Raw genomic sequence first — 24,881 nt, 5'->3', positions numbered from 1 at the left:
TCCAGACTACCGGTCTACTGTGACCGTACAGGCGCGCCGTCGCCCCTGCTGGAGGGATCCTCCGAGCTGCTGTTCTGCGTACGTCGCCAGAGTTCGGGATCGCCGTACCGGACGGGTTGACAGCGGGCGAACCGGGCCGGCGGCGCCGGAGCCCGGCGAGGCGGAGGCATTGATGAAGGTGGGACTGAGTGCCGACCAGGAACTCCTGGTCGGCACTACCCGCAAGTACCTGCAGGACAGCGTGCCCAGCGACGTTCTGCGCGGGTTGCGCAACCGTCCCGAGGGCTACGAGTCGGAGTACTGGACGACCGGCGCGGAGCTGGGCTGGGCGGCGCTGCTGGTCGCCGAGGAGCATGGCGGCGGCAGCGTCAGCGGTGAGGGCCTGCGGGACCTGGCCCTGGTCGCCTACGAGTTCGGCCGCCAGGCGTCTCCAGGCCCGCTGCTGGGAACGAACATCGTCGCCGGGGCGCTGTCGCGGGCCGATGGCGTGGCGTTCGAGTCGGAGCTGGAGCAGCTCGTCTCCGGCACGGCCGTCGGGGCCTGGGCGTATGCGGAACCGGTGCCGCACGGCGGCCTCGGTGAGGTGGCGGCGAGCGCCGTCGAATCCGACGGGCAGTGGGTGCTCTCGGGCGACAAGGTCGCCGTGGAGCACGCGGCGCAGGCCACCTACCTGCTGGTCACCGCCCGCACCGGGGACGGCCTGACCCAGCTGCTGGTGCCGACCGACACCCCTGGCGTCACCATCACCGCGCAGCGCACGATCGACGTGTCGCGCCGGTACGCCCGGGTGGCGCTGCGCGACGTGCGCCTGCCCGCCACCGCGCTGGTGGGTGTCGCGGGTGCGGCGGCGGCCGACGTCGAGCTCCAGCTGCAGGCGGCGCTGGTCATCCAGACCGCCGAGATGGTGGGCGCGATGGACCGCGCCTTCGAGCTGACGCTGGGCTGGCTGGCCGACCGGTACTCCTTCGGCCGGCCGCTGGCGTCCTACCAGGCGCTCAAGCACCGGGTCGCCGACCAGAAGCTGTGGCTGGAGACCTCGCACGCCCTCGCGGACGCGGCCGCCGTCGCCGTGCAGAACGGCGACCCGCAGGCCGGTGAGCTGGTCAGCGTCGCCAAGTCCTACCTGGCCGAGTACGGCCCCGAGCTGCTCCAGGACTGCGTCCAGCTGCACGGCGGCATCGGCGTCACCTACGAGCACGACCTGCACCTGTACCTGCGGCGCGTGGTCATCGGCAGCGCCCTGCTGGGTACCGCGCGGGAGCACCGCCTGCGGATCACCACCCTGTTGGAAGCCCGCAAGGGCGCGCGAAAGGTCGAGGCGTGAGCGAGATCGAATCTGTCGAGGACTTCCGGGCGCGGGCCCGCGCGTGGCTCGCGGAGAACGTTCCGCGGATCGGCCCTGACCACCGTGGCCGGTCGTTCGTCCGCCCGGACGACGAGGAGCTCGCCGAGGTCGCCGAGGAACGGCGTATCCAGCGGCTGCTGTTCGACGGCGGGTTCGCCGGGATCTGTTTCCCGAAGGAGTACGGCGGCCAGGGCCTGGCCCGCGAGTACGCCGAGGCCTTCGACCAGGAGCTCGCCGGCTACTCCTTCCCCGAGCGGCTGCAGGTCCCGAACATGACGCCGTGCGCGACGGTCATCCTCGAGTTCGGTACCGAGGAGCAGAAGCGCACCCACCTGCCGAAGATCCTGCGCGGCGAGGAACTGTGGATGCAGTTCCTGTCCGAGCCGGGTTCGGGTTCGGACGTCGCCGGCGCCAAGCTCAGCGCGACCCGCGACGGCGACGACTGGCTGCTCAACGGCTCCAAGATCTGGACGACCGGTGCCTGGTGGTCCGACTGGGGCCTGTGCCTGGCCCGCACCAACTGGGACGTGCCCAAGCACCGCGGGCTCACGGTGTTCATGGTGCCGATCCACCAGGCCGGCATCGAGATCTCCCGCATCGAGATGCTCGACGGCAGCAACGAGTTCTGCCAGGAGTACCTCACCGACGTCCGGGTGCCCGACAGCGACCGCATCGGCGGCATCGACGACGGCTGGACGGTGGGCACCCGCTGGCTGCTGCACGAGCGGTCGTTCAGCTCCTCGCCGTACGCGCTGCACCCGACCGGTTCCAACGCCTATGGCTCCGCCCAGGGCGACCCGGCCGGCAACCTGCTCACCCTGCTGGAAAGCGCGGGGCGGGTCGACGACCCGGCGGCCCGCGAGGACATCGGTCGGGCCTACGCCCTGCAGATCGCGACGAGTGAGCTGGACCGCCGGCTGCACGCCCTGATCCTGTCGGGCAAGGGCTCCGACCAGCTCGCCGCGGTCGGCCGGCTCATGCACGGGGTGGCCGGAGCGCAGCTGGCGACGATCGCCTTCGAGCTCGCCGGGCAGAGCGCGATCGCCGGTGACGTCGACGACGACGTGCTCGGCGATCTCGGCATGCGCTACCTGCTGCGCCAGGCCGGTTCGATCGGCGGTGGCACCACGGAGATCGCCCGCAACGTCATCAGCGAGCGGGTCCTTGGCATGCCCCGGGAACTGGCACTTGACCGAAACGTCCCCTATCGGGAGGTGCGCACCGCGCCGTCCGGTGGTTCGTCCGGGGCGCGTCGGTAGAACCGTGCCACGCCGGTAGCCCGGGACCGGTAGAACGAACAAGGAAAAGCCAGGCCGATCTCGGGCCGGTCGCCCTGCGCCGGGCGGGATCTCCGCCGTCGGCGCGCTGCGGCGACCGGCCCGGGCCGGCCTCGTGCCGGAGCCGGCTGGCGCCGGGCGCATCCGCAGCTGCGGGGCACCTCTGCCCGCGGGGGATCGTGAGGAGAAGACATGTCCGACGCCGTGGCCGACGAGCTCGCCATCCGTGACACCCTGGTCCGTTACTGCCACCTGCTCGACGACGGGAAGCTGGACGAACTGCTCGCGCTGTTCACCCCCGACGCCGTGTTCGCCTTCGGCGCGGAGCACCAGGGCACGGCCGCACTCGCCGCGTTCTTCGAGAAGTCGCAGGGCACGGCGGAGCAGCGTGGCCGGCACGTCACCGTCAACACCCTCGTGGAGATCGACGGCGACGGCGCCGTGGCCGTCTCGGACTTTCTGTACTTCGGCCTCGGCAGCCCCGCACCCGAGCCACGTCTGATCGGTCGGTACACCGACACCCTGAGCCGGGACGGAAACCGCTGGCGGATCGCCCGCCGCGACGCCGTGCTCGCCAGCAGGTCCTGAGGAGTTCGCCGTGACCGTTGCATCCTCCACCCCATCGGCTTCCACCCCATCGGAACCCGGTCTCGACGGCTCCAGGTCGCCGCTGTCCGGTGCGGAGGCCCGGCTACCCGGCCCGGCCGACCAGGTGGCGATCAGCCAGCTGCTGGCCCGCTACTGCCTGGCCCTCGACCTGGACGACGCCGAAGGCTGGGTCGCCCTGTTCACTCCCGACGCCGTCTACCACGTGTACGGGCGGACCTTCGACGGCCATGCTGGTCTGCGCCGGATGGCGACGGCCGCCCCCGGCGGCCTGCACCTCGGCGGCCCGCCGGTGATCGAGATACTCGGCGCGGACACCGCCCGCACCACCCGCAACCTGTTGTTCATCGACCGCACTGATGGTGTTCCCCGCAACGCGGTCTACACCGACGAACTTGTGCGCACCCCGGACGGCTGGCGTATCCGCTCGTGCCGGTGCCAGTTCATCACGGCGGACGGGCTGTCCGACCGACCCGCGCGCTGACGCGGATGGGGGCGGTTCCCAAGCGTTCACAGCTTGCCCAGGAACGTTCCCGAGACACCCGGCGTGCGATTCTGCGGGCCGCGTTGGAGCTGTGGGCGCAGCGCGGCTATGAAAACGGCTTCGAGCGAACGACGGCCGAGGAGATCGCGACCCGGGCCGGCATCTCCAAGGCGACCTTCTATCTGCATTTTGCGCGTAAGGAGGACATCCTCCTGCACACCGGCTGGATTACGGCCGGGGTGGTCTACGAGGATGCCCTCGCGGAGATCGCTGCCGGGCGGGAGCTGGACGCCGCGGTCGACCGGATGATGAACCGGCTCGGCCGCCGGGTGCAACGGGTGCCGCGGGCGGCGTTGCGCCGGATTCTGGACGCTCAGATGAGCATGCCGCGGGGATCCGCGATCGAAGGCGAGTCGTTCGGGCTGGAGCAGGCTTTTCTCGCACTTCTGCAACCGGCTCTCGAAGCGGGTCAGCTACCCGAACGGGTCAGCATCACGGCGCTGGCGACCATGTTGAAGGCGATCACCATCGATGCCATCTGGCAGTGGTCGGAGGATGGCTCGGACCAGCTCTCGGTCGTCCTTCGACAACGTGCCGCGCTGGTAATCGTCGGCGCCCGCAACATTCCTGATGCGGTGCGTTGACAGCTGACGGCGGCCGCGGATCAACCGAGGCCGGGCGGTCACTCGTCGGCGCTGATACCCAGGGCGTTGCGCCACAGCAGGGTGAGCTGGTCGACGGAGGCATCCAGGTCGAATCCGACGGTGTTCTCCGAGTTGAACAGCAGCTCGGCGAAGTAGGCGACCATGCCGCCGAGGGCCTGCGCGGCATAGGCGGCGTCGACCCGCTGGTCGGCCAGTTCGGCGGCCTGCAGGGATCGGGTCCGCCGCTCGATGGCCAGAGCGAACTCGTCGTGGCGCTGCACCCGAATTCGCCGCACGTCCGCGTCGAAGGTGGACACCTGCTGGATCACGCGCATGATCTTGGCGTTGGCGGCGTAGGTCTCGAGGTAGTGGCGGTTCGCCGCGCGGATGCGGGCGATCGCGTCGGTGCCTGCCGGTACCGGTTCCGGGGTGAGCAGATCGAGTTCGACCGAGTCGACGACCTCCCGGAAGACCTCCTCCTTCGAGTGGAAGTACGTGTAGAAGGAGCCGTGCGAGAGCCCGGCCAGATCGCAGATGTCGGCGACCCGGGCATGCAGGAAACCGTCGCGTTCGAAGACCGTGCGGGCCGCGTCGACCAGCTGGCCGCGGGTCTGCCGCCCACGCCGGGTGCGGCCGGTGCCGCGGCGCTTGCTCAGCTCGCCGACGTCGCGCCGGGCGCGGGACGCGTTGGGCAGGGCGGCTCCGCGATCAGTACGTTCGGGCACCTTGGTCCTCTCGGGCGCTGTATCACCGCTGGGCCGGCGCACGCCATGTTCTCCGGCGCGGGTTCTCCCGCTGGACGTCGTCCGGGGACATGGTGTACCGGTGTCGGGCTGCTGGCCGGTGTCGCCGCTGTGACACCCGACACCTGGTGGTCGGCCATGGCCTGCCGGCTGCCTGGTCGTCCGACTCATTGTCGGTCATCTTCCTGGCCTTTTGCCAGGTGAATGACACAGAGCCACCACTACGTCGTCGCCACCACTACGTCGTCGCGTGGACGACAAACGGCCCGCTCCGGAGGGGAGCGGGCCGTCGTGGCGAGCGGGCGACCTGTCGGTGCCGGCGGGTGTGCGCTACCGGATGAAGACCGGCAGCTTCTCCCAGCCGCGCACGGTCGAGGTGCGGGCCTGAACGGCGTTGTCCCAGTCGACCTCCCAGCTCGGGAAGCGCTTGAGAACCTCGTCGAGCGCGACCCGTCCCTCGAGACGGGCGAGCGCGGCACCCAGGCAGTGGTGGATGCCGTAGCCGAAGCTGAGGTGGCGCGCGCTGCGGTGGATGTCGAACCGGTCGGCATCGGGGAAACGCCGCTCGTCGCGGTTCGCCGAGGCGTTGAGCAGCAGCATGATCTGGCCGGCTTCGACGGTCTGACCGTGGTGGGTCACGTCGCGGGACAGTTTGCGGGCCTGCACGGGGCTCGGCGCCTCGTAGCGCAGCAGCTCCTCGATGGCGTTCGGGATGAGCGACCGGTCCGCGGCCAGCTCGCGCAGCTGGTCGGGGTTCTCCCCGAGGACCTTGCCGGTCCAGCCGATCAGCCGGGTGGTGGTCTCGTTGCCGGCGCCGGCCAGCAGGAAGGCGACGGTGACGACCTGCTCCCGGGTCAGCTTGCGCACCTTGCCGTTCTCGTCCTCGAACTCGGCGTTGAGCAGCTGGGTCATCAGGTCGTCCGAGGGGTGCTTGGCCCGCCAGTCGACGTAGTCGCCGAACGACTCGGGGCTGAAGTCCCCGGAACGTTGATACTCGCTGAGCGAGCCGTCGGCGTTGAGTCGCAGGCCCTCGTCGATCTGGTCGCGCAGCGCCACCTGGTCCTCCTCGGGAATACCGAGCAGGTAGCCGATGGTCCGCATCGGCATCTGGGCGCCGAGATCCTCGATGAAGTCGAAGCGGTCGGCGCCGATGAGGGGATCGAGCGTGTGCGCGCAGTACCCGCGGACCTTGTCCTCGAGCGCGTTCATCGCCCGCGGCGAGAACACCCGGATGAGGAGCTTGCGGTGCAGGTCGTGAATCGGCGGGTCCTCGAAGAGGATCGCGCCGGGGGGAAAGGTGATGCCCTGCTTGACGAACTCCAGCACCGTTCCCTCGCCGGAACGGTAGGTGTTCCAGTCGCCGAGCGCGGGCTCCACGTCCTCGTACCGGGTGAGCGCCCAGAAGTCGTGCTTCTCGTTGTAGTAAAGCGGCGCCTCGTCCCGCATCCGCTTCCACACCGGGTACGGATCGGTGTCGATCTCGGAATCGTACGGGTCGTAGTAGACATCACTGGGGCTGGTCACCGACATGCGCGAGCTCCTTGGGACTTCCGGTATGGCGCCTGTGCACGGCGTGGCCCGGATCGCGCTGGACCAGGTCCGGCGACACGGGCAGATATCCTCACGAATACCTGACGTGCCCATCTGTGCGCGGAAAGGTCACAGTTGCCGGCTCGCGAGCCCACCGTCGCCGACAAACGACCTGGTCGGACGGTCGGCGCTGCGGTGACAGACCGGCTTAACTGATCATTAAGGAAACTATACTCCGTCCAGCTTCCGGTGTCCTGCGACCTCTCCGTCCTGTGGATCATGAGGGCCGGCAACACCGGCGCCGACGTGGACGGTGCGCTAGTGTGCACCTGCCCGGGATGCGTGGCTGACCCGGCTTCCTGGCCGTTCGGGGGCCGCGATGGTCTGCTGTTCCCGTCGCCAGATGTCGGCCACGCCCCGATTCCACCGCCTCTGCAGGGAGGGCCCGTGAGCGATCCCGTCCCGCTCGTCGACTATCTCGTCCTGACCGGACAACCGCATCTCACGGCGCACGAGTGCACCGCATGCGGCGCCCGCTACTTCGACCGCCGCAACGCCTGCGCCGCCTGCGAGGCGGACACGTTCCACACCGTCGACGTGCCGACGGAGGGTGAACTTCGAGCCTTCACGATCGTCTCGTACGCGGCACCGGGGATCCCGGTGCCGTTCGTGGCCGGGGTGGTCGACTGCGGCGGGACGTCCGTGCGAGCCAACGTGGTGAACGTGTCGGCAGATCCGGAGCATGTTCGGGTCGGGATGAAGCTGCGGCTGACGACGGTTCCGCTCGGTACGGACGCCGCTGGCACGGAAGCGGTCGGGTTCGGTTTCGAACCGGCCGGCTGACGGCACCGGGACTGATCAGGCCGGAGCTGGTCGCACCGGGGGCTCGCGGCATCGGACGGCGTGGGAACAGTGGGGACGGGAGAGGGCGATGGCGGAGAACGTGTGGATCCTCGGCATCCACATGACGAAGTTCGGCAAGCACCCGGATCTTGACACCGTGGACCTGGGAGCGCAGGCGGCCCGCGGCGCGCTCAGCGATGCGGGCCTGCACATGCGCGACGTGGGTGTGCTGGCGGCGGGCAACCTGATGCGGGCCGCGGCGAGCTTCGGCCAGCAGCTGCAGAAGCAGATCGGGCAGACCGGCATCCCGGTGTTCAACGTGGCCAACGCCTGCGCCACCGGGGCCACCGCCCTGCGCGTGGCGATCATGGCGATTCGGGCCGGCGAGACCGACGTGGGCCTCGCGGTCGGCGTCGAGAAGCTGTCCGGGGCGGGGCTGCTCGCCGGCGGAACCGCCCAGCAGCAGGGGGACACCTGGTCGCCGCAGGGTCGGTTCGGCGCGGTCGCCCCGATCGACGGGCGGATCGGCACCGAGACGATGCCCGGCGTGTTCGCGCAGATCGGCATGGAGTACGGCCACCGGTACGGTGGCGCCGACTTCGAGCTGTTCGCGCGGATCTCGGAGAAGAACCATGCCCACTCGACGTTGAACCCGCTGGCGTCCTACCAGAAGCGGTTCAGCCTCGAGCAGATCATGAACGAGGTGAGGTCATGGTCGCCTACCCGAACACGCGGCCGATGTGCTCGGCCAACTGTGACGGTGGCGCCGCGGCGGTCGTGGTCAGCGAGTCGAAGCTGCGCACCCTCTCGCTCGAGCAGCAGCGCCGGGCCGTCAAGATCAGCGCCTCGGTGCTGACCAGCGATCCCTGGCAGGAGGCCTGCCAGGTGCTGCCCGACGTCAACACACTCACCCGGGCCGCCGCGAACCAGGCCTACGAGCAGGCCGGCGTCGGCCCCGACGACCTGGACCTCGTCGAGCTGCACGACTGCTTCGCCACCGCCGAACTCGTCCACTACGACAACCTGCGGCTGTGCCCGCCCGGCGGCGCGGTGGACTTCTTCAACTCGGGGGCCACCTGGCGCGACGGCAGCACCCCGGTGAACGTCTCCGGCGGACTGGAATCCAAGGGCCACCCGGTGTCCGCGACCGGTATCGCGAACATCTGGGAGGTCGCCACCCATCTGCGGGGCGAGGCCGGTCCCCGCCAGATCGAGGGCGCCCGCGTCGGGCTCGCCCACGTCATCGGCCTCGGCAGCGCCTGTGGCGTGCACATCCTGGAGAAGGCGGCTGTCTGAGATGACTGGTTCCACGCAGGCCGCCCCGGTCGTGAGCACCGGCTTGACCCGGCCCCTTCCCGCCCTGCTACCGCAGGTCGCACCGTTCTGGACAGCCGGCGCGGACGGTGAGCTGCGGCTGCCCCGCTGCGGCACCTGCGCGCGGTTTCGCCATCCCGGCGAATCGGTCTGCCCGGACTGCCCGGGTGCCGAGCTCACCTACGCTCCCGTCGGCCCGGCGGGTGTCGTCGTCGCCGTCAGCGTGAACCACCAGATGTGGCTGCCGGGGATCGCCCCGCCCTACATCGTGGTCGTCGTCGAGCTCGACGACGCCCCGGGCGTGCGGCTCACGTCCAACCTGCTGGTGGACGATCCGGCCGAGATCGCGACGGTGGCCCGGGTGGGCTTGGCGGTCACCGTCGTGTTCGACCACCAGGACGACGTGTGGGTGCCGGTGTTCCGCCCGTCCGGCGAGCCGGACCGGCCCGGCCTGGTCCGCGAGGCCCGGGTCGTCCCGCGAGCGCCGGTCAGCGACGAGCGGTTCGAGCGGCGCAGCGTGCTGTCGGGCCTGGGGATCTCCGCGGTCGGGCGGCGACTCGGGCGCACACCGGTGAGCCTCGCGGTCGAGTCGAGCCTCGCCGCGATCGCCGACGCCGGGCTCACCCGCGACGACATCGACGGCATCGCCACCTACCCGGGTCCGCTGGGCGCCGGGATGTCCGAGGGTGGCGTCGCGGCACTGGAGGAAGCCCTCGGGGTGCGTCCGACCTGGTTCCACGGCGGGCTCGACCAGCCCGGCCAGTCGGGGGCGATCGTCGCCGCGATGCTCGCCGTCGCCGCCGGGCTGTGCCGGCACGTCCTGTGCGTGCGCACCGTCTGGGAGGCGACCTACACCGACTACCAGCGCCGTGGCCTGGTCGGCGGCGGCGGTGGCCGGCTCGAGGGGGACATCCAGTGGCGGCTGCCCTACGGCGCCGCCTCCGCCGGCACCTGGATCGGCCTGGCCGCCTCCCAGTACCTGCACCGGTACAAGGCGGACCGGGAGGTGCTCGGCCGGATCGCGGTGAACGCCCGGGCCGGCGCCGCCCGCAACCCGTACGCGGTCTACCGCGACCCGCTGACCCTGGACGACTACTTCGCCGCCCGGATGATCTCGACCCCGTTCGGTCTGTACGACTGTGACGTGCCCTGCGACGGCTCGGTCGCCGTCATCGTCTCCGCCGCGGAGACCGCCGCCGACGCCCCGAACGGCGTCGTGCGGATCAACGCCGTCGGCACCCAGATCGCCGAGCGTCCGTCCTGGGACCAGGGCACCCTCACCCACGAACCGATGGTGCTCGGCCCCGCCGCGCACCTGTGGACCCGCACCGACCTCACGCCGTCCGACGTGGATGTCGCTTTGCTCTACGACGGTTTCTCGTTCAACTGCCTGTCGTGGCTCGAGGCGCTCGGCTTCTGCGGCTTCGGTGAGGCCAGCGACTTCATCGGTGACGGTACGACGATCGGTCTCGGCGGCTCCCTGCCGCTGAACCCGCACGGCGGCCAGCTCTCCGCCGGACGCCTGCACGGGTTCGGCTTCCTGCACGAGGCGATCACCCAGCTGCGTGGTGTGGCCGGGGAACGTCAGGTCACCGGCGCCGAGGTCGCGGTCGTCTCCACCGGCGGCGGCGCCCCCGGCGGCGCCTTCCTGCTCACCCGGGACGCCTGACCCGGGCGGCCGTCCGGGCACGCTCGGAGTCAGACGCCAGTGGTGTTGACCAGGGCGCCGACGAGCGCTGTCACCGCCATCGCCACGCAGCCGCCGACCACGACCCGCAGGGTGGGACGGGCCAGCGGTGTGCCGGCGGTACGCGCCCCGAGCGCCCCGGCGACCGCCAGCCCGACCACGGTGGCCGCGACGATCAGCGCGATGCGTGCGGATCCGGAGGGTGCGGCCATGCCCAGGAAGGGCACCAGCGCGCCGGCGGCGAAGCTGCTCGCCGAGGCGGCGCACGCCTGCAGCGGGCGGGCCTGGTTCTGCTCGTTGTGGCCGAGTTCGTCACGCAGATGCGCACCGAGCGCGTCCCGCTCGGTCAGCGTCGCGGCGACCTGCTGCGCCAGTTCCGGGGGCAGGCCCCGGCGTTCGTAGATGCCGGCGAGTTCGTGGAGCTCCGCGCGGGGGCTGTTGGTCAGCTCGGCCCGCTCCGCCACCAGGTCGGCCCGCTCGACGTCGGCCTGGGCGCTGACCGACACGTACTCGCCAGCCGCCATCGACAGTGCCCCGGCGGTGAGCCCGGCCAGGCCCGCGGTGAGCAGCGCCCCGCTGGACGCGCCACTCGCGGCGACGCCGACCATCAGGCTCGACGTCGACACCAGCCCGTCGTTCGCCCCGAGCACGGCTGCCCGCAGCCAACCGGCTCGCCCGGCGCCGTGCCGTTCCCGGTGGCGTGTTCTGATCCCCGGTGCCGCCACGCCCGCCATTACAGCATGGCCGGCACCGCTATGCCTCGGTTCCGAGGGCCGCCTCCAACAGGACAAGGGCGACCGATCGGGCGTCGGCCATCGGAGCCGCGTCGTTCAGGGTGGTCGACAGGGCGGTCGCACCCTCGAACAGCACGGTGAGCTGGCGCCCGAGCGAGGTGGGGTCGGTGGCACCGGCCGCGCGGGCGGTGTCGATCAGCAGCTGGGTGAAGCCCTCCTTGTGGTCCAGCACGGCCTTCTCGACGGCCGGTACCGTGCCCGCCAGCTCCACCGCCGCGTTGTGGAACGGGCACCCACGGGCCCGGACGCGGCGGGCCCCATCCCGATCGTCTGGTTCGCCGCCCGACTCGCCAGCCGCCCCGCCGACCGGGTCCTCGCAGAAGAGAGTGATCAGCCGGGCGCGGGGCGGGAGATCCTCGCGGCGCAGGACGCGTTCCCGGGGGACGGTCTGGGTGTCGAGCCGGCGCAGATACTCCTCCACCAGCGCGTTCTTGCTGGGGAAGTGCTGGTAGAAGGTCCGTTTCGACACCTGGGCGACCTCGGTGAGGCGCTCCATACCGGTGGTGTTGATGCCCTCGGCGTAGAACAGCTGCTCCGCCGCCCGCAGGATGCGCTCCCGCGCGCCACGCCCACCGCGCCGTTCGCCACCGCGCCGTTCGCCACCGCGGACGACGCCAGCCGCCGTGGCCGACGACGGCGCCAGGACCTTCACCGCCTGCATGTCCACCGGCGGTTCCGCGGAACCCCGGGGTTCCGCGGAACCGCCGGACCGGAGCGCCGCCGGCCGGCCGGCGGCGGGAACCGGCAGGGGGGCGACCTCGTCGGTGGGCATGACATCGAAAGTAGACCGACCGTTGTACTCGCGTCCAGCCCGGTGTTACGGTGAAGTCGTCCTCGAGGTAAACCGATCGTTCTACTGCGCTGGATGGCGCCGGCTGGCGCCGCCGGCTGCTGTCGGGAGGTAGCGATGAAGCACACGACGTTCGGCCGGGCCACGGGCCTGCGGGTCAGCGAGCTGGCGCTCGGCGCCGCGAACTTCGGCACCGGGTGGGGTGCCGGCGCCGAGCCGGAGGAGGCCCGGCGCATCCTCGAGCGCTTCGCCGAGGCGGGTGGCACGTTTCTCGATACCGCCGAGAGCTATCAGTTCGGCGAGTCCGAACAGATCCTCGGGCATCTGCTCACCGGCCAGCGGGCGCACTTCACCCTGGCCACCAAGTTCGGCGTGGGCCGTGCGCCCGATGCCGGCGTGCTCGCCACCGGCAACGGGCGGCGTGCGCTGATCGGTGCGGTCGAGGGCAGCCTCACCCGGCTCGGCACCGACTATCTCGACCTGCTGTGGGTGCATTTTCCCGACCCGGTGACGCCGGTGGAGGAGATCATGCGCGGCCTCGATGATCTGGTCCGTTCCGGCAAGATCCTCTATGCGGGCCTGTCGAACTTCCCGGCCTGGCGTACCGCCCGCGCGGCCACCCTGGCCGACCTGCGCGGCCTGGCTCCCGTCACGGCCGTGCAGTTCGAGTACAGCCTGGTGGAACGCAGCGCCGACCGTGAGGTCCTGCCGATGGCCGAGGCGCTGGGCCTGGGTGCGGCGCTGTGGTCACCGCTGGGCGGCGGCCTGCTCACCGGCAAGTACCGCACCAGCAACGCCGGGCGCCTCACCGACCTCGGCCGCGTGATCCACACCGAGGACGAGCCCCGCAAGACCGCGGTGGTCGACGCCGTGCTCGCCGTCGCCGCGGAGCTCGCCGTCCCGCCGGCGCAGGTCGCCACGGCCTGGGTCCGGGAGCGGGCCGCGCGCTCGTCGACCGCGCTCGTCCCGATCATCGGCCCGCGTTCGGTCGCCCAGCTCGACGACTACCTGGCCGCCCTCGAGGTGCACTTGGAGGACAAGCAGTACCAACGACTCGAGGAGGTCAGCCGCGTCGACCTCGGCCAGCCCCACACCGTCTCCGCCTCCCAGCATCCGGTCACGCTCGGTGGTGCCGAGGCCGCGAGGTCCTTCCGCACCTACCTCCCGGTCGCCTGAGGTCGGCGCCGGGGTTCGGGAGATCCCCGGGGTGGCCGGAGTGTCGGTGGAGACCGTCTACGCCGCGGTCGGCCGTAGGCCGGCGCTGTTCGCCGCGGCCATCGACGGTGCGGTCGTCGGCGACGCGGTGCGGCGATGAACCGGCTGCCCCGTGCCTGCGAGGTCGCGGTGGCCTCGGCGGGCGCTCAGGTCGGGTTGCCCGCCCACGGGTCGGGGCCGAAGATCTCGTAGCGGATGTGGTCGGGGGACAGGCCGCGGCGCAGCAGGCCGGCGCGGACGTCCCGCATGAACGGCAGCGGGCCGCACAGGTAGACGCGGGCGCCCTCGGGCAGCGGCAGGGCGTCGACGTCGATCTGGACCGGGCTGTGCGGTTCGTAACGGGTGTGCAGCTGGAAGTCCCGCAGCAGGGCGCCGATCTCCAGCATCTCCGCCCGCAGCGGATGGTGCTCGGGGGAGCGGTCGGCGTGCGCCGCGACCACCGTGCGCTGCGGGCGCAGCCGAGCGGTGTGACCCATCATCGCGATCATCGGTGTGATGCCGATACCGGCGCTGACCAGCACGAGCGGGTCGGTGCCGGGGGTCAGTGTCACGTCGCCGGCCGGCGGGCTGACGTCCAGCACGTCGCCGACCTTGACCTGCTCGTGCAGATAGGCGGAGACGACACCCTGCGGGGCGGTGCCGACCGCGGGTACCCGGCGCACGGTGATCCGCAGACTGCCCGAACCCGGTGCCCGCGACAGGCTGTAGGGGCGGGCCTGGCGGCCACCGTCGGGCAGGTCCACCGCGACCGTCACGTACTGGCCGGGTCGGAAGGTCGGCAGTGGGTCGAGCCCGGTCGGCAGCAGGTCGAAGGACACCACCTCCGGGGCCGCGACCGTACGGGCCGTGACCCGCCAGGGTCGCCACGGCCGCGCCGGATCGGTGCCCATCCGCTGGTAGGCACGTGCCTCCTCGGCGACGAGCGCCGTGGCGAACAGCCAGTAGGCCTCATCCCAGGCGTCATGGACCCGCGGTGTGACCGCGTCCCCGAGCACCTCGGCGACCGCGGCCAGCAACTGCCGTCCCACCAGCGGGTACTGCTCCGGCGCGACACCCAGAGAGGCGTGCCGATGCGCGATGCGGCGCACCACCGCGTCGAACGGGCTTCGCGGCTCGCCGAGCAGGTGTTCCGTGAAGGCGACTAGTGCGGCGGCCAGCGCCCGCTGCTGGGCGCCGCTGGCCTGACCGCTGCGGGAGAACATCGGCGCGACCCGCGGATGCGTCGAGAGCAGTCGCCGGTAGAACACGGCGCTGATCTGTTCGGCATGCTCGGCGACCACGCCGGCCGTCGCCCGCAGGACCGCGGCGGACTGTTCCGTCGGGACGGCGCTCATCCGGCCTCAGCTCCGCTTCTACACGTCGTAGTAGCAAACCGCTTCACCGTAGTGACGCCCGATCGCCCCTGCCCCCGCCTGGCCGCACCTGCTCGCTCGCACGGGCGGTCCCATCGCCGCCACCTGCACGTTCACGGACCCGCACCCCGGCTGACCCCGCCGGTCAACCACCCATCGGTGACCTTGCCCGCGCTCGCAGGTGCCGGTGCTCGCGGGTGCCGGCGTCACGGCGTCACGGCGTCGAGGGGCGGCGCCGCGCCGGACGGGATCAGACGTCCAGGGGCGGTTGGGCGCGGGTCGGGATGGCGATGCGGTTCCAGGCGTTGATCGTGACGATGGCGAGGATCAGGTTGGCGGTCTCCTCCTCCGACCAGTGCTTGGTGACAGCCGCCCAGGTGTCGTCGCTGACACCGTCCGGGCTGAGCCGGGTCACCTCGTCGGTCAGCGCCAGCGCGGCCCGTTCCCGCTCGTCGAAGAACGGCGCGTCATGCCAGGCGGCGACCGCGAACAGCCGCCGGGCGGACTCACCGGCGGCCAGGGCGTCCCGGCTGTGCATGTCCACGCAGAACGCGCAGCCGTTGAGCACCGACGCGCGCAGCTTCACCAGCTCCAGCACGGTCGCGTCCACATGCCGCCGGACGTAGGCCTCCAGCCCCAGGACCGCCTTGTACCCCTCCGGTGCCACCTCGGCGATGTTCATCCGCTGTGTCATCGTGCGCCTCCTTCGGTCGAACGTCTCCGGGCCGGCCGCGGCAGGGCCCGGCCGGCGGGAGCGCCTCCCGTGGCGCTCCCGGGAGCCGCCCTCGCGGCGACCCTCCACCCAGATGGACGGGCCTGCCAGCCGACATGTGACAGGCCTACCCGCCTACGCGGTGGCGGTGGGCAGGAGACCGACGCTGGTGGACGCGGCGTCCAGCACGTCCGCGAGGGTGTGCCGGGGCAGGTCGATCAGGCGGGCGGTGAGCGGATCCGCGGGGATAACGGTCGCGTCGGCGCCGGCGTCCCGGCCGCCCTCGCGGCCGGTGGTCAGGGCCGCGTGGACCGTGGTCAGAGCCGCCCGCTGGGCCAGCGGCGCACCGGGCTGGTCGCGGGAGACACGGATCAGACCGTCGCGCCAGACGTTGCCGAGACGGCCGTGGGCGCGCTCCAGCAGCCAGCGGGTGAGACGTTCCGGTGCGGCCCCGGCGGTCTGGTCGGTCGCGGTGAGGGACAGCAGCCGGGTTCGTCCGGCGCCGGTGGGGGTCTCGTCGTGTTCGGGTGTGCGCGTCCACTTGGCCCGGACGAGGTCGAAGGGCTGCCCGGAGCGCAGGTCAGGATGGTCGGCGTCGACCAGGACGGCGAGCCGGTCGGCGTTGGCGGCCAGCAGCAGCCGCAGCAGCCACGGACCGGGATCGTCGGTCAGGTCGACCACCACGCTGCGGGTGTCCCCGCCGGACGGGCCGGTGGTGGACGGCGGCAGGCCGCGATCGAGCACGGTGGGCAGTCGGGTGTGCGCGGCGGCCTGGGGCAGCGGCCGATCGCCGACGAACACGCCCCGACCGGGCACGGCCGCGAGGAACCGCTGGGCCGCGGTGATGGCGCCGGCGGCCAGCTCGTCGGCCTGGCTCTCCTCGGCGTGCCGCCCCCGGGTGTAGATGGAACGCGGCGGTGTGGACGAGCCACCGGACTCCCACTCGCCACCCGAGCCACCCGAGCGATCCGAGCGGTCGAGGCGTTTCCAGGTGGCGGCGGTCGGTTGGCAGCTGTACATGTCGGCGCGGGCGCCCACCGCTTCGGCACCGTCGTAGATGTGGAAACCCGGCCAGATCGCCTCGAAGGCGAACCCCTGGTCCAGCAGGGCCTTCTGGACCCGGGCACCGAGCGCGGGCGTCCGCTCGCTGTAGCCGTAGGCGACGAGGACCCGGCCGCGCTCCCGGTCGGCGAGGCCCTGCGCGCCCCGGGCGGCGAACAGCGACACACCGGACGGGGTGTACGGCGGGTCGGTGAACACCAGGTCGGCGTGGCCGGCGACCGACGGCGGCAGGCCAAGGCGCAGGTCCGCGTACAGGCAGCGCAGGGCCACCCCGTGTGCGTGCGCGGAACGGTCGAGGAACGCCAGCAACTCCTCGTCGATGTCGACCACGGTGACCCGCAACCCACCAGCCGTCCCACCCGGTGCTCGGCCGTCCGTCCCGGCGGACGACGGGCTGTCCGTCCCGTGGGCGGATCGGCTGGCGCGGGCGGCGAGCAGGAGCAGGGCCAGCGAGGTGAGATCGTGGTCGCCGACGCAGAGCAGCTCGGCCTCGCGCAGGTCGTAGTGCGTGGCCAGCCAGACCGCCCGGCGCACGACCGTCGCCGCGGTGGCCGGGACATGGTCCAGGTCGGCGCGGGGGCGGGGGGCGGCCGCGATCAGGCCGTGCATGGTGGTGATCAGGGCGCTGTGCCGGCGGACCTCGGCGGCCAGCGGGTCCACAGGGGCGGACGAACGCAGTTCCGCGTAGCGGATCAGGGAGCGGTAGCGGTCGACCGTCGGGGCGCGCAGCACCAGCCGGCCGTCGGCGGCGGTGTGCAGGTCCCCGTCGAGTGTCCGCAGGATGATCTCCACCGAGCGGCGGGGCAGCCCGGAGCCCTGCACCAGCCCACGCAGCGTCTGGGGCTGCTCGGTCAGCGCCGCCACCACCCGGCGCGGCGCCAGCGCGTGCACCCCGTAGCCGTGCAGCAACGTCGCCAGCGACTCACCCGCCGCCGCGGCCGCCGGCTGGTCGGATGTCGCCCCGGCCACCGGCGAATCGGACGTCGCGGCCTCCAGCGGCGCGGCGTCCGGCCGGGCGACCTGCGGTGGCGTGGCGTGCGGTGGGGCGGTGTGCGCTGGGGCGGCGGATGGCTGGGGATCGGTCACCGTCCCAGCGTGTCACCCCACGCCGGTACGTGATTTCACCGGTCGCGGGTTCGGCGGCTACCCTCGGGAGGTGCTCAGAAGGCTGGATCTGCGTGGCTCGACCCTCACCGGGGCGCAGGTGCGGCGTCTGCTGCCCCGCGCCGCCCTCGACGTGGACGTCGCCGTCGAGGCCGTGCGGCCGGTATGCGCGGACGTCCGTGACCGTGGTGACGCCGCTGTTCTCGACGCGGCCGAGCGGTTCGACGGGGTCCGTCCCCCCCAGCTGCGGGTGTCCGCCGCGCAGCTGGCGGCCGCCGCCGAACGCCTCGATCCGGAGGTGCGCGACGCGCTGGCCGAGGCGATCCGGCGCTGCCGGCTGGTCCATGGGGCGCAGCGGCGCGCACCGGTGACCGTGGACGTCGCCCCGGGCCTCGCGGTGACCGAGCGCTGGGTGCCGGTCGAACGGGTCGGGCTGTACGTGCCGGGCGGGCGGGTCGCCTACCCGAGCAGCGTCGTCATGAACGTCGTCCCCGCCCAGGAGGCCGGGGTGAGCTCGCTCGCGGTGTTCTCCCCGCCGCGGAAGGACAACGGCGGCCTGCCGCATCCGGTCGTCCTCGGCGCGTGCGCGCTGCTCGGTATCGACGAGGTGTACGCCGCCGGCGGCGCCCAGGCGATCGCGATGGCCGCCTACGGCACCGAGAGCTGCCCGCCGGTCGATGTGATCACCGGGCCGGGCAACGTCTACGTGACGGCGGCCAAGCGGCTGGTGCGCGGCGTCGTCGGGGTGGACGCGGAGGCCGGTCCGACCGAGGTCGCGATCCTCGCCGACGACACGGCCGACCCGGCGCACGTCGCCGCCGACCTGATCGCCCAGGCCGAACACGACCCGATGGCCGCCTGCCTGCTCGTCACCACGTCGGCGGAGCTCGCCGACGCCGTCGACGTCGAACTCGGCAAGCGGGTGCCCGCCACCCGTCACCGCGAGCGGGTCGAGCAGGCCCTCGCCGGCCAGGGGGCGATCGCGCTCGTCGCCGACCTCGACGCCGGGCTCGCCGTCGCCGACGGCTGGGCCGCCGAGCACCTGGAGATCCAGACCGCGGACGCCGCCGCGGTGGCCGCCCGGGTCCGCCACGCCGGGGCGGTGTTCGTCGGGGCGTACGCCCCGGTGCCGCTCGGTGACTACCTGGCCGGCTCCAACCACGTCCTGCCCACCGGCGCGACCGCGCGCCACTCCGGGGGCCTGTCCGTCGCCACCTTCCAGCGGCAGGTCCACATCGTCGAGAGCACCCGGGACGCGCTGCACGCCGTCTCCGGGCGTCTCGGCGCACTCGCCGGAGCCGAGGACCTCACCGCACACCGTGACGCCGTGGAGGTTCGATTCCGATGACCCCGTCGACGACCGGCCAGCCGTCGTTCGCCGGCTTCGCCGAGGCCGGTTCGGCCTCCGACGACCGGCCCTGGCAGCCCCTGGGGCTCGACGAGCTGCCCCTGCGCGACAGCCTGCGCGGGATGTCCCCGTACGGCGCCCCGCAGCTCGACGTCCCGGTGCGCCTGAACACCAACGAGAATCCGCATCCGCCGTCGATCGGGCTGGTGGACGCGCTCGGCAAGGCCGCGACCCTGGCCGCGACCGAGGCGAACCGCTACCCGGACCGCGACGCCGAGGCGTTGCGCGCCGACCTCGCCTACTACCTGACCTCCGACGCCGGCTTCGGTGTGCACACCGCCCAGGTGTGGGCGGCCAACGGGTCCAACGAGATCCTGCAGCAGCTGTGCCAGGCGTTCGGCGGCCCGGGCCGGATCGCCATCGGGTTCGAACCGTCCTACTCGATGCACCGGCTGATCGCGCTGGCCACCGCCACCGAATGGGTCGCCGAGCAGCGCGCGGACGACTTCACACTGTCCGCCGAGCAGGTGACGGCCGCGATCGAACGGCACCGCCCGGCGCTGGTGTTCCTGTGCTCGCCGAACAACCCGACCGGCACCGCGCTGCCACCGGAGGTCATCACCGCCGCCGCCGCGGCGATGGCGGCTGTTGGCAGCGGGATCGTCGTCGTCGACGAGGCGTACGCGGAGTTCCGCCGCGCCGGGGTGCCCAGCGCCGTCACCCTGCTGCCGGCCAACCCGCGGCTGGTGGTCACCCGCACGATGAGCAAGGCGTTCGCGCTCGCCGGCGCGCGGGTCGGCTACCTCGCCGCCCATCCCGCCGTCGTCGACGCGCTGGCGCTGGTCCGGCTGCCCTACCACCTGTCGACCTTCACCCAGGCGGTGGCGCGCACCGCGCTCGCCCACGCCGACGAGCTGCTCAGCACGGTCGAGGCGGTCAAGGCGCAGCGGGACCGGATCGTGCGGGAACTGCCCGGCCTCGGCCTGGCGCTGGCCCCCAGCGACGCCAACTTCGTGTACTTCGGCCGGTTCGCCGACGAGCAGAACGTCTGGCGTCGCCTGCTGGAACGCGGAGTGCTCGTGCGCGACGTCGGCCCCGACGGCTGGCTGCGGGTCACCGCCGGCCTGCCCGGCGAGATCGACGCCTTCCTCGCCGCGCTCTCCCAGGTGCTCGTCGACGCGCGCACCGACGAGACCGGTCTGATCACGCTCGCCTCCCGCTGAGAACCTTCGCGAAAGACACCGAGGACAGTCCCGATGGCCCGCACCGCTCGTATCGCCCGCAAGACCCTGGAGTCGGACGTCCTCGTCGAGCTCGACCTCGACGGCACGGGAGTGGCCACCGTCGACACCGGTGTGCCGTTCTACGACCACATGCTGTCCCAGATCGGCAAGCACGCCGGCTTCGACCTGAACGTGCGCACCCGCGGTGACCTGCACATCGACGCCCACCACACGGTCGAGGACACCTCGATCGCGTTCGGCACGGCGCTGCGCGAGGCCCTCGGCGACAAGGTCGGCATCCGCCGGTTCGGCGATGCCACCGTCCCGTTGGACGAGGCGCTCGCCCAGGCCGTCGTCGACCTGTCCGGCCGGCCGTACTGCGTGCACGTCGAACCGGACCTCGTCGGTCTGATCGGCACCTACGACACGACCCTCACCCGGCACATCTTCGAGTCGATCACCAGCTCGGCCCGGATCGCCCTGCACGTGCGGGTGCTGTCCGGGCGCAACGCCCACCATGTGGTCGAGGCCCAGTTCAAGGCGGTCGCCCGGGCCCTGCGCGACGCGGTCGCACTCGACGCCCGGGTCGCCGGCATCCCGTCCACCAAGGGCGTGCTGTGAGCCGGGTGGTCGTGCTCGACTACGGGTCGGGCAACCTGCGTTCGGCCGAGCGGGCCCTAGTCCGGGTCGGCGCGGACGTCACCGTGACCGCCGATCTCGCCGCCGCCCGCGACGCCGACGGTCTGGTCGTCCCCGGGGTCGGCGCCTACGCGGCGTGCATGGCCGGGATCGACGCGCTCGGAGCCGGCGAGGTCGTGCGCGCGCGGGTCGCCGCCGGACGCCCGGTGCTCGGCATCTGCGTCGGCATGCAGGTGCTGTACGAACTCGGCGAGGAGCACGGCGTGCGGACGCCGGGTATCGGAGTGCTGGCCGGCGAGGTGCGCCGCCTGGCCGCGCCGATCCTGCCGCACATGGGCTGGAACACGGTGCGCCCGCCGGCCGACTCGGTCCTGTTCGCGGGGCTTGCGGGTGACACCCGGTTCTACTTCGTCCACTCGTACGCGGCGAAGGCCGACCCGTCCGCCGGCGACACCGTCGGCGAGCACGGCGAACCGTTCGCCGCCGCCGTCGAACGCGGCGCGCTGGCCGCCACCCAGTTCCATCCGGAGAAGTCCGGCGACGCCGGCGCCCACCTGCTCACCAACTGGCTCGCCACCCTGACCTGACGTCCGGTCGGAGTTGCGCTCCCACAGCCCGGACAACCGGCGGCCCGCTGACCGATCCGTCCAGGTCGGGCAGCCCGTAGGGTGTCGGCATGGCTCTGACTCTGCTGCCCGCCGTCGATGTGGCCGACGGTCTCGCCGTGCGTCTCGTCCAGGGCGAGGCCGGTTCCGAGACGTCCTATGGTGACCCGTTGGAGGCGGCACTCACCTGGCAGCGGGACGGCGCCGAGTGGATTCATCTGGTCGACCTGGACGCCGCGTTCGGTCGGGGTTCCAACCGTGAACTGATCGCCAAGGTCGTGCGTTCGGTGGACGTCGCCGTGGAGGTCTCCGGCGGCATTCGCGACGACGAGTCGCTCGACGCGGCGCTGGCGACCGGGGCGGCCCGGGTGAACATCGGCACCGCCGCGCTGGAGAACCCCGACTGGGTGCGCCGCGCGATCGCCCGGGTCGGCGACCGCATCGCCGTCGGCTTGGACGTGCGCGGCACCACCCTCGCCGCCCGCGGCTGGACACGCGAGGGCGGGGAGCTCTACGACGTCCTCGCGCGCCTCGACGCCGACGGCTGCGCCCGTTACGTGCTCACCGACGTCCGCAGGGACGGGACGCTGACCGGCCCGAACGTCGAACTGCTGCGTTCGGTGACCGCCGCGACGGACCGTCCGGTGGTGGCCAGCGGCGGCGTCTCCACGCTCGAGGACCTCACCGAGATCGCCGCGATCGCGGGCGTCGAGGGCGCCATCATCGGCAAGGCCCTCTACGCCGGCGCGTTCACCCTGCCGCAGGCGCTGGCCCTCACCGCGAGCCTCGCCGCCGGCAGCCCCACCCAGGCCACGGGCGGCCTGGGTCAGAACGCGGCCGGTTCGGTCGGCGGCGGGGCGGCCCGGTGAGCGTCGCCGTGCGGGTCATTCCCTGTCTGGACGTCGACGGCGGCCGGGTCGTCAAGGGCGTCAACTTCACCGATCTGCGTGACGCCGGCGACCCGGTGGAGATGGCCCGGCTCTACGACGCCGAAGGCGCCGACGAACTGACCTTCCTCGACATCACCGCGTCCTCCGGGGACCGCGCGACCACCTACGACATCGTGCGGCGCACCGCCGAGCAGGTCTTCATCCCGCTCACCGTCGGCGGCGGCGTGCGTTCCACCGAGGACGTCGACCGTCTGCTGCGCGCCGGCGCGGACAAGGTCGGCATCAACACCGCGGCGGTCGCCCGTCCGGAACTGGTCCGCGAGTGCGCGCACCGGTTCGGCAACCAGTGCATCGTGATCTCGATCGACGCCCGCCGCTGCCCCGACCCGGACGGCCCCCGCTTCGAGGTCACCACGCACGGCGGACGGCGCGGCACCGGCATCGACGCGGTCGCCTGGGCGGCGCGGGTCACCGAACTCGGTTCCGGTGAGATCCTGCTGAACTCCATGGACGCCGACGGCACCCGCGACGGCTACGACCTCGAGATGCTCACCGCCGTGCGGGCCGAGGTCGACGTCCCGGTGATCGCCAGCGGCGGCGCCGGTGACCTGGCGCATTTCGCCCCGGCGGTGGCCGCGGGCGCCGACGCCGTGCTCGCCGCGAGCGTGTTCCACTTCGGGCAGCTACGCATCGGCGAGGTGAAGACCGCTCTGCGGGACGCCGCCGTCCCCGTCCGCTGATCGGCCGCCGATGACCGCATCCGAGCCCGGGGACTGTACCGACGACCGGGCCGGCGACCGCACCGGCGGCGGGCGGCGTTCGGGGATCATCGCGCGTGGCCTGGCGACGATGCGCCTCGGCGCGCGCCACGAACCACGGCAGTTCGCGTTGGCGACCCTCGGCGGCAGCCTGTTCACCCTCACCGGGGTGGCGAGCTCCCTCGTCCTCGGTGAGGCGACGGACCGGGTCGTGATCCCGGCGATCGACGATGGCCACGCGGACGCGTCCGCGCTCGCCGCCGTCGGCGTGGCGTTCGTGGCCGTCGGCTGCGTGCGGGCGTTCGGCATGTACCTGCGCCGGCTCGCCGGCGGCGCGGTGGTGTTCCGGCTCCAGGCCCGTTACCGCCATGAGGTCACCCGTCAGTACCTGCGGCTGCCGTTGTCCTGGCCATCAGAGCCATTCGACCGGCGCTCTGCTGTCCAACGCCAACGCGGACGTCGAGGCGATGTGGTCTCCGCTGATGCCGTTGCCGTTCGCCCTCGGGGCCCTGATGATGCTGGCGGCCGCGCTGGTGCTGCTCGTGCTCACCGATCCGGTGCTGGCGCTGATCGGACTCGCGGTCTTCCCGACCTTCGGTCTGCTCAACATCTGGTACGCCCGCCGGGCGTCGCCGTTGTACGCGCAGGCCCAGCAGCTGCGCGGTGAGGTGAGCGCGGTGGCCCACGAGTCGTTCGACGGCGCTCTCGTAGTGAAGGCCCTCGGCCGGGAGGAAGAGGAGACCGCCCGGTTCGCCGACCGGGCCGAACGGCTCCGGGACGCGATGATCAGCGCCGGTCGGCTACGTGGCATGTTCGACCCGCTGATGGAGGCACTGCCCAACCTCGGCATCCTGGTCGTGCTGCTCGTCGGCGCCGTGCGCATCCGCACCGGGGCGATCGACGTGGGGCAGCTCGTCCGGGTCGCCTACCTGTTCACGCTGCTGGCCTTCCCGCTGCGCGCGTTCGGCTGGGTGTTCGGCTGGGTGTTCGGCGAACTCCCGCGCTCCGTCGCCGGCCGCCAGCGGGTGGACGCGGTCACCCAGGCCCGCTCGGACGAGCAGCACGGCCCCCGCACGCTGAGCGCCGCCGGCCCCGCGGCGCTGTCCCTGCACCAGGTCACCTACACCTACCCGCGCTCCGCACCCGACGGCGAGCCCGTACCGGTTGGCGCCCCCGACGCCATGGCCGCCCGGCCGACCCTGCTCGACGTGGGTGTCGAGGTGGCACCCGGCAGCGTCGTCGCGATCACCGGACGCACCGGCGCGGGCAAGTCGACCCTGGTGGGGCTGCTCGCCCGGCTCGTCGACCCGGACGACGGCGAGGTCCGAGTCGACGGGATCGACCTGCGGGACCTCGCCGTCGGCGAGGTGAGCCGGGCGGTGGCCGTCGTGGCGCAGCAGGCGTTCCTGTTCGACGACAGCGTGCGCGCCAACATCACCCTGGGCCTGGCCGCCACCGACGACGCGGTGTGGACGGCGCTGCGTCGGGCGCAGGCCGACCGCTTCGTCGCCAGGCTCCCGGCTGGCCTCGACACCATGGTCGGCGAACGCGGCACCAGCCTGTCCGGTGGCCAACGCCAACGGATCTGCCTGGCCCGTGCCCTGCTGCGCGAGCCCCGCCTGCTCGTTCTCGACGACGCGACCGCCAGCGTCGACCCGCGGGTCGACGCCGCGATCCTGGCCGATCTGCGGGCTCGCGCCGGCGCGGCCACGGTGGTGGTCGTCGCCCAACGCCGTTCCACGATCGCCCTGGCCGACGAGGTGGTGCACCTCGAGGGCGGCCAGGTGATCGGCCGTGGCAGCCACGAGCACCTGCTCGCGACCTCACCCCGCTACGCGGCTCTGCTCACCGCCTACGAGCAGGCCGCGCAGGCGGCGGCCCTCGACGCCGAGCCCACCGTCGACCTGGACCTGGAC

22 protein-coding genes and 1 pseudogene are annotated in these 24,881 nt (G+C 72.5%); 16 read left to right on the top strand and 7 right to left on the bottom strand.

Annotated features, from left to right (window positions below; genetic code table 11):
- Positions 1-172 precede the first annotated feature (172 nt).
- The 5 genes from G6R24_RS00810 (at position 173) to G6R24_RS00790 (ending at position 4,356) form a co-directional block, all read left to right on the top strand.
- On the top strand, positions 173-1,324 hold the full coding sequence (locus tag G6R24_RS00810; protein WP_163547235.1) for an acyl-CoA dehydrogenase family protein: 1,152 nt from the start codon (positions 173-175) through the stop codon (positions 1,322-1,324).
- The gene (locus G6R24_RS00805; protein WP_163547234.1) at positions 1,321-2,604 is read left to right on the top strand and encodes an acyl-CoA dehydrogenase family protein; all 1,284 of its coding nucleotides are present in this window, start codon (positions 1,321-1,323) and stop codon (positions 2,602-2,604) included. The genes G6R24_RS00810 and G6R24_RS00805 overlap by 4 nt, the downstream gene beginning before the upstream one ends.
- Positions 2,605-2,814: 210 nt before the next feature.
- A complete protein-coding gene (locus G6R24_RS00800; protein WP_163547233.1) occupies positions 2,815-3,210 on the top strand; it encodes a nuclear transport factor 2 family protein in 396 nt (131 codons plus the stop codon).
- A gap of 82 nt (positions 3,211-3,292) precedes the next feature.
- Positions 3,293-3,712, top strand: coding sequence for a nuclear transport factor 2 family protein (locus tag G6R24_RS00795; RefSeq protein ID WP_163547266.1), 420 nt, complete (start codon positions 3,293-3,295; stop codon positions 3,710-3,712).
- A gap of 5 nt (positions 3,713-3,717) precedes the next feature.
- Positions 3,718-4,356 carry a TetR/AcrR family transcriptional regulator gene (locus tag G6R24_RS00790; protein ID WP_163547232.1) on the top strand — a complete coding sequence of 213 codons (639 nt, stop codon included), beginning with the start codon at positions 3,718-3,720 and terminating at the stop codon, positions 4,354-4,356.
- A 38-nt stretch (positions 4,357-4,394) separates the two neighbouring features.
- On the opposite strand, the gene G6R24_RS00785 is transcribed toward G6R24_RS00790, so the two are convergent.
- Both G6R24_RS00785 and G6R24_RS00780 read right to left on the bottom strand, forming a co-directional pair.
- Entirely contained in the window at positions 4,395-5,081 is a 687-nt protein-coding gene (locus tag G6R24_RS00785) for a TetR/AcrR family transcriptional regulator (RefSeq protein ID WP_163547230.1), read from the bottom strand.
- Between the two features lie 348 nt (positions 5,082-5,429).
- Positions 5,430-6,629 carry a cytochrome P450 gene (locus G6R24_RS00780; protein ID WP_163547229.1) on the bottom strand — a complete coding sequence of 400 codons (1,200 nt, stop codon included), beginning with the start codon at positions 6,627-6,629 and terminating at the stop codon, positions 5,430-5,432.
- A gap of 447 nt (positions 6,630-7,076) precedes the next feature.
- On the opposite strand from G6R24_RS00780, the gene G6R24_RS00775 reads away from it, so the two are divergent.
- The 3 genes and pseudogenes from G6R24_RS00775 (at position 7,077) to G6R24_RS00765 (ending at position 10,455) form a co-directional block, all read left to right on the top strand.
- Positions 7,077-7,472: a Zn-ribbon domain-containing OB-fold protein gene (locus G6R24_RS00775; RefSeq protein WP_163547227.1), complete on the top strand. Its 396-nt coding sequence runs from the start codon at positions 7,077-7,079 to the stop codon at positions 7,470-7,472.
- Between the two features lie 88 nt (positions 7,473-7,560).
- Positions 7,561-8,768, top strand: a pseudogene (locus G6R24_RS00770) (thiolase family protein).
- Between the two features lies 1 nt (position 8,769).
- Complete coding sequence (locus G6R24_RS00765; RefSeq protein ID WP_163547225.1) at positions 8,770-10,455, top strand: thiolase C-terminal domain-containing protein; 1,686 nt, start codon at positions 8,770-8,772, stop codon at positions 10,453-10,455.
- 29 nt (positions 10,456-10,484) lie between these two features.
- Here the strand turns inward: G6R24_RS00765 and G6R24_RS00760 are convergent, their stop codons facing one another.
- Positions 10,485-11,198: a VIT1/CCC1 transporter family protein gene (locus tag G6R24_RS00760; protein WP_225437936.1), complete on the bottom strand. Its 714-nt coding sequence runs from the start codon at positions 11,196-11,198 to the stop codon at positions 10,485-10,487.
- Positions 11,199-11,226: 28 nt separating this feature from the next.
- The gene (locus G6R24_RS00755; RefSeq protein WP_163547264.1) at positions 11,227-11,928 is read right to left on the bottom strand and encodes a TetR/AcrR family transcriptional regulator; all 702 of its coding nucleotides are present in this window, start codon (positions 11,926-11,928) and stop codon (positions 11,227-11,229) included.
- Positions 11,929-12,174: 246 nt separating this feature from the next.
- Here G6R24_RS00755 and G6R24_RS00750 point away from each other — a divergent pair, with 246 nt between their 5' ends.
- Positions 12,175-13,233, top strand: a complete 1,059-nt coding sequence (locus G6R24_RS00750) for an aldo/keto reductase (protein ID WP_163547223.1) — start codon at positions 12,175-12,177, stop codon at positions 13,231-13,233.
- A gap of 185 nt (positions 13,234-13,418) precedes the next feature.
- Here G6R24_RS00750 and G6R24_RS00745 read toward each other — a convergent pair whose 3' ends face one another.
- The 3 genes from G6R24_RS00745 to G6R24_RS00735 all read right to left on the bottom strand — a co-directional run bounded on the left by G6R24_RS00745 (position 13,419) and on the right by G6R24_RS00735 (position 17,484).
- Entirely contained in the window at positions 13,419-14,606 is a 1,188-nt protein-coding gene (locus G6R24_RS00745; RefSeq protein ID WP_163547221.1) for a globin domain-containing protein, read from the bottom strand.
- A 268-nt stretch (positions 14,607-14,874) separates the two neighbouring features.
- Positions 14,875-15,318 carry a carboxymuconolactone decarboxylase family protein gene (locus G6R24_RS00740; RefSeq protein ID WP_163547219.1) on the bottom strand — a complete coding sequence of 148 codons (444 nt, stop codon included), beginning with the start codon at positions 15,316-15,318 and terminating at the stop codon, positions 14,875-14,877.
- 153 nt (positions 15,319-15,471) lie between these two features.
- Complete coding sequence (locus G6R24_RS00735) at positions 15,472-17,484, bottom strand: bis-aminopropyl spermidine synthase family protein (protein WP_225437933.1); 2,013 nt, start codon at positions 17,482-17,484, stop codon at positions 15,472-15,474.
- 70 nt (positions 17,485-17,554) lie between these two features.
- Here G6R24_RS00735 and hisD point away from each other — a divergent pair, with 70 nt between their 5' ends.
- The 7 genes from hisD to G6R24_RS00700 all read left to right on the top strand — a co-directional run.
- Positions 17,555-18,850, top strand: coding sequence for a histidinol dehydrogenase (gene hisD / locus G6R24_RS00730; RefSeq protein WP_163547217.1), 1,296 nt, complete (start codon positions 17,555-17,557; stop codon positions 18,848-18,850).
- Positions 18,847-20,073 carry a histidinol-phosphate transaminase gene (locus G6R24_RS00725; protein WP_163547215.1) on the top strand — a complete coding sequence of 409 codons (1,227 nt, stop codon included), beginning with the start codon at positions 18,847-18,849 and terminating at the stop codon, positions 20,071-20,073. Before hisD ends, G6R24_RS00725 begins: the two co-directional genes overlap by 4 nt.
- 33 nt (positions 20,074-20,106) lie before the next feature.
- Positions 20,107-20,694 (top strand): imidazoleglycerol-phosphate dehydratase HisB, encoded by a 588-nt coding sequence (gene hisB, locus G6R24_RS00720; protein WP_163547213.1) that lies wholly within the window; start codon positions 20,107-20,109, stop codon positions 20,692-20,694.
- Positions 20,695-20,699: 5 nt separating this feature from the next.
- The gene (hisH, locus tag G6R24_RS00715) at positions 20,700-21,299 is read left to right on the top strand and encodes an imidazole glycerol phosphate synthase subunit HisH (protein WP_163547262.1); all 600 of its coding nucleotides are present in this window, start codon (positions 20,700-20,702) and stop codon (positions 21,297-21,299) included.
- An 89-nt stretch (positions 21,300-21,388) separates the two neighbouring features.
- On the top strand, positions 21,389-22,186 hold the full coding sequence (gene priA, locus G6R24_RS00710) for a bifunctional 1-(5-phosphoribosyl)-5-((5-phosphoribosylamino)methylideneamino)imidazole-4-carboxamide isomerase/phosphoribosylanthranilate isomerase PriA (RefSeq protein WP_225437931.1): 798 nt from the start codon (positions 21,389-21,391) through the stop codon (positions 22,184-22,186).
- Positions 22,183-22,947, top strand: coding sequence for an imidazole glycerol phosphate synthase subunit HisF (hisF, locus tag G6R24_RS00705; protein ID WP_163547211.1), 765 nt, complete (start codon positions 22,183-22,185; stop codon positions 22,945-22,947). Before priA ends, hisF begins: the two co-directional genes overlap by 4 nt.
- Before the next feature lie 248 nt (positions 22,948-23,195).
- On the top strand, positions 23,196-24,881 hold a 1,686-nt coding region (locus tag G6R24_RS00700; RefSeq protein WP_338084398.1), incomplete at its 3' end, for an ATP-binding cassette domain-containing protein.

Source organism: Candidatus Frankia nodulisporulans (genome assembly GCF_902806475.1).
Taxonomy (GTDB): domain Bacteria; phylum Actinomycetota; class Actinomycetes; order Frankiales; family Frankiaceae; genus Frankia; species Frankia umida.
Note: the sequence above shows the minus strand (reverse complement) of the source record. Positions and strands in the feature narration are given on the sequence as shown.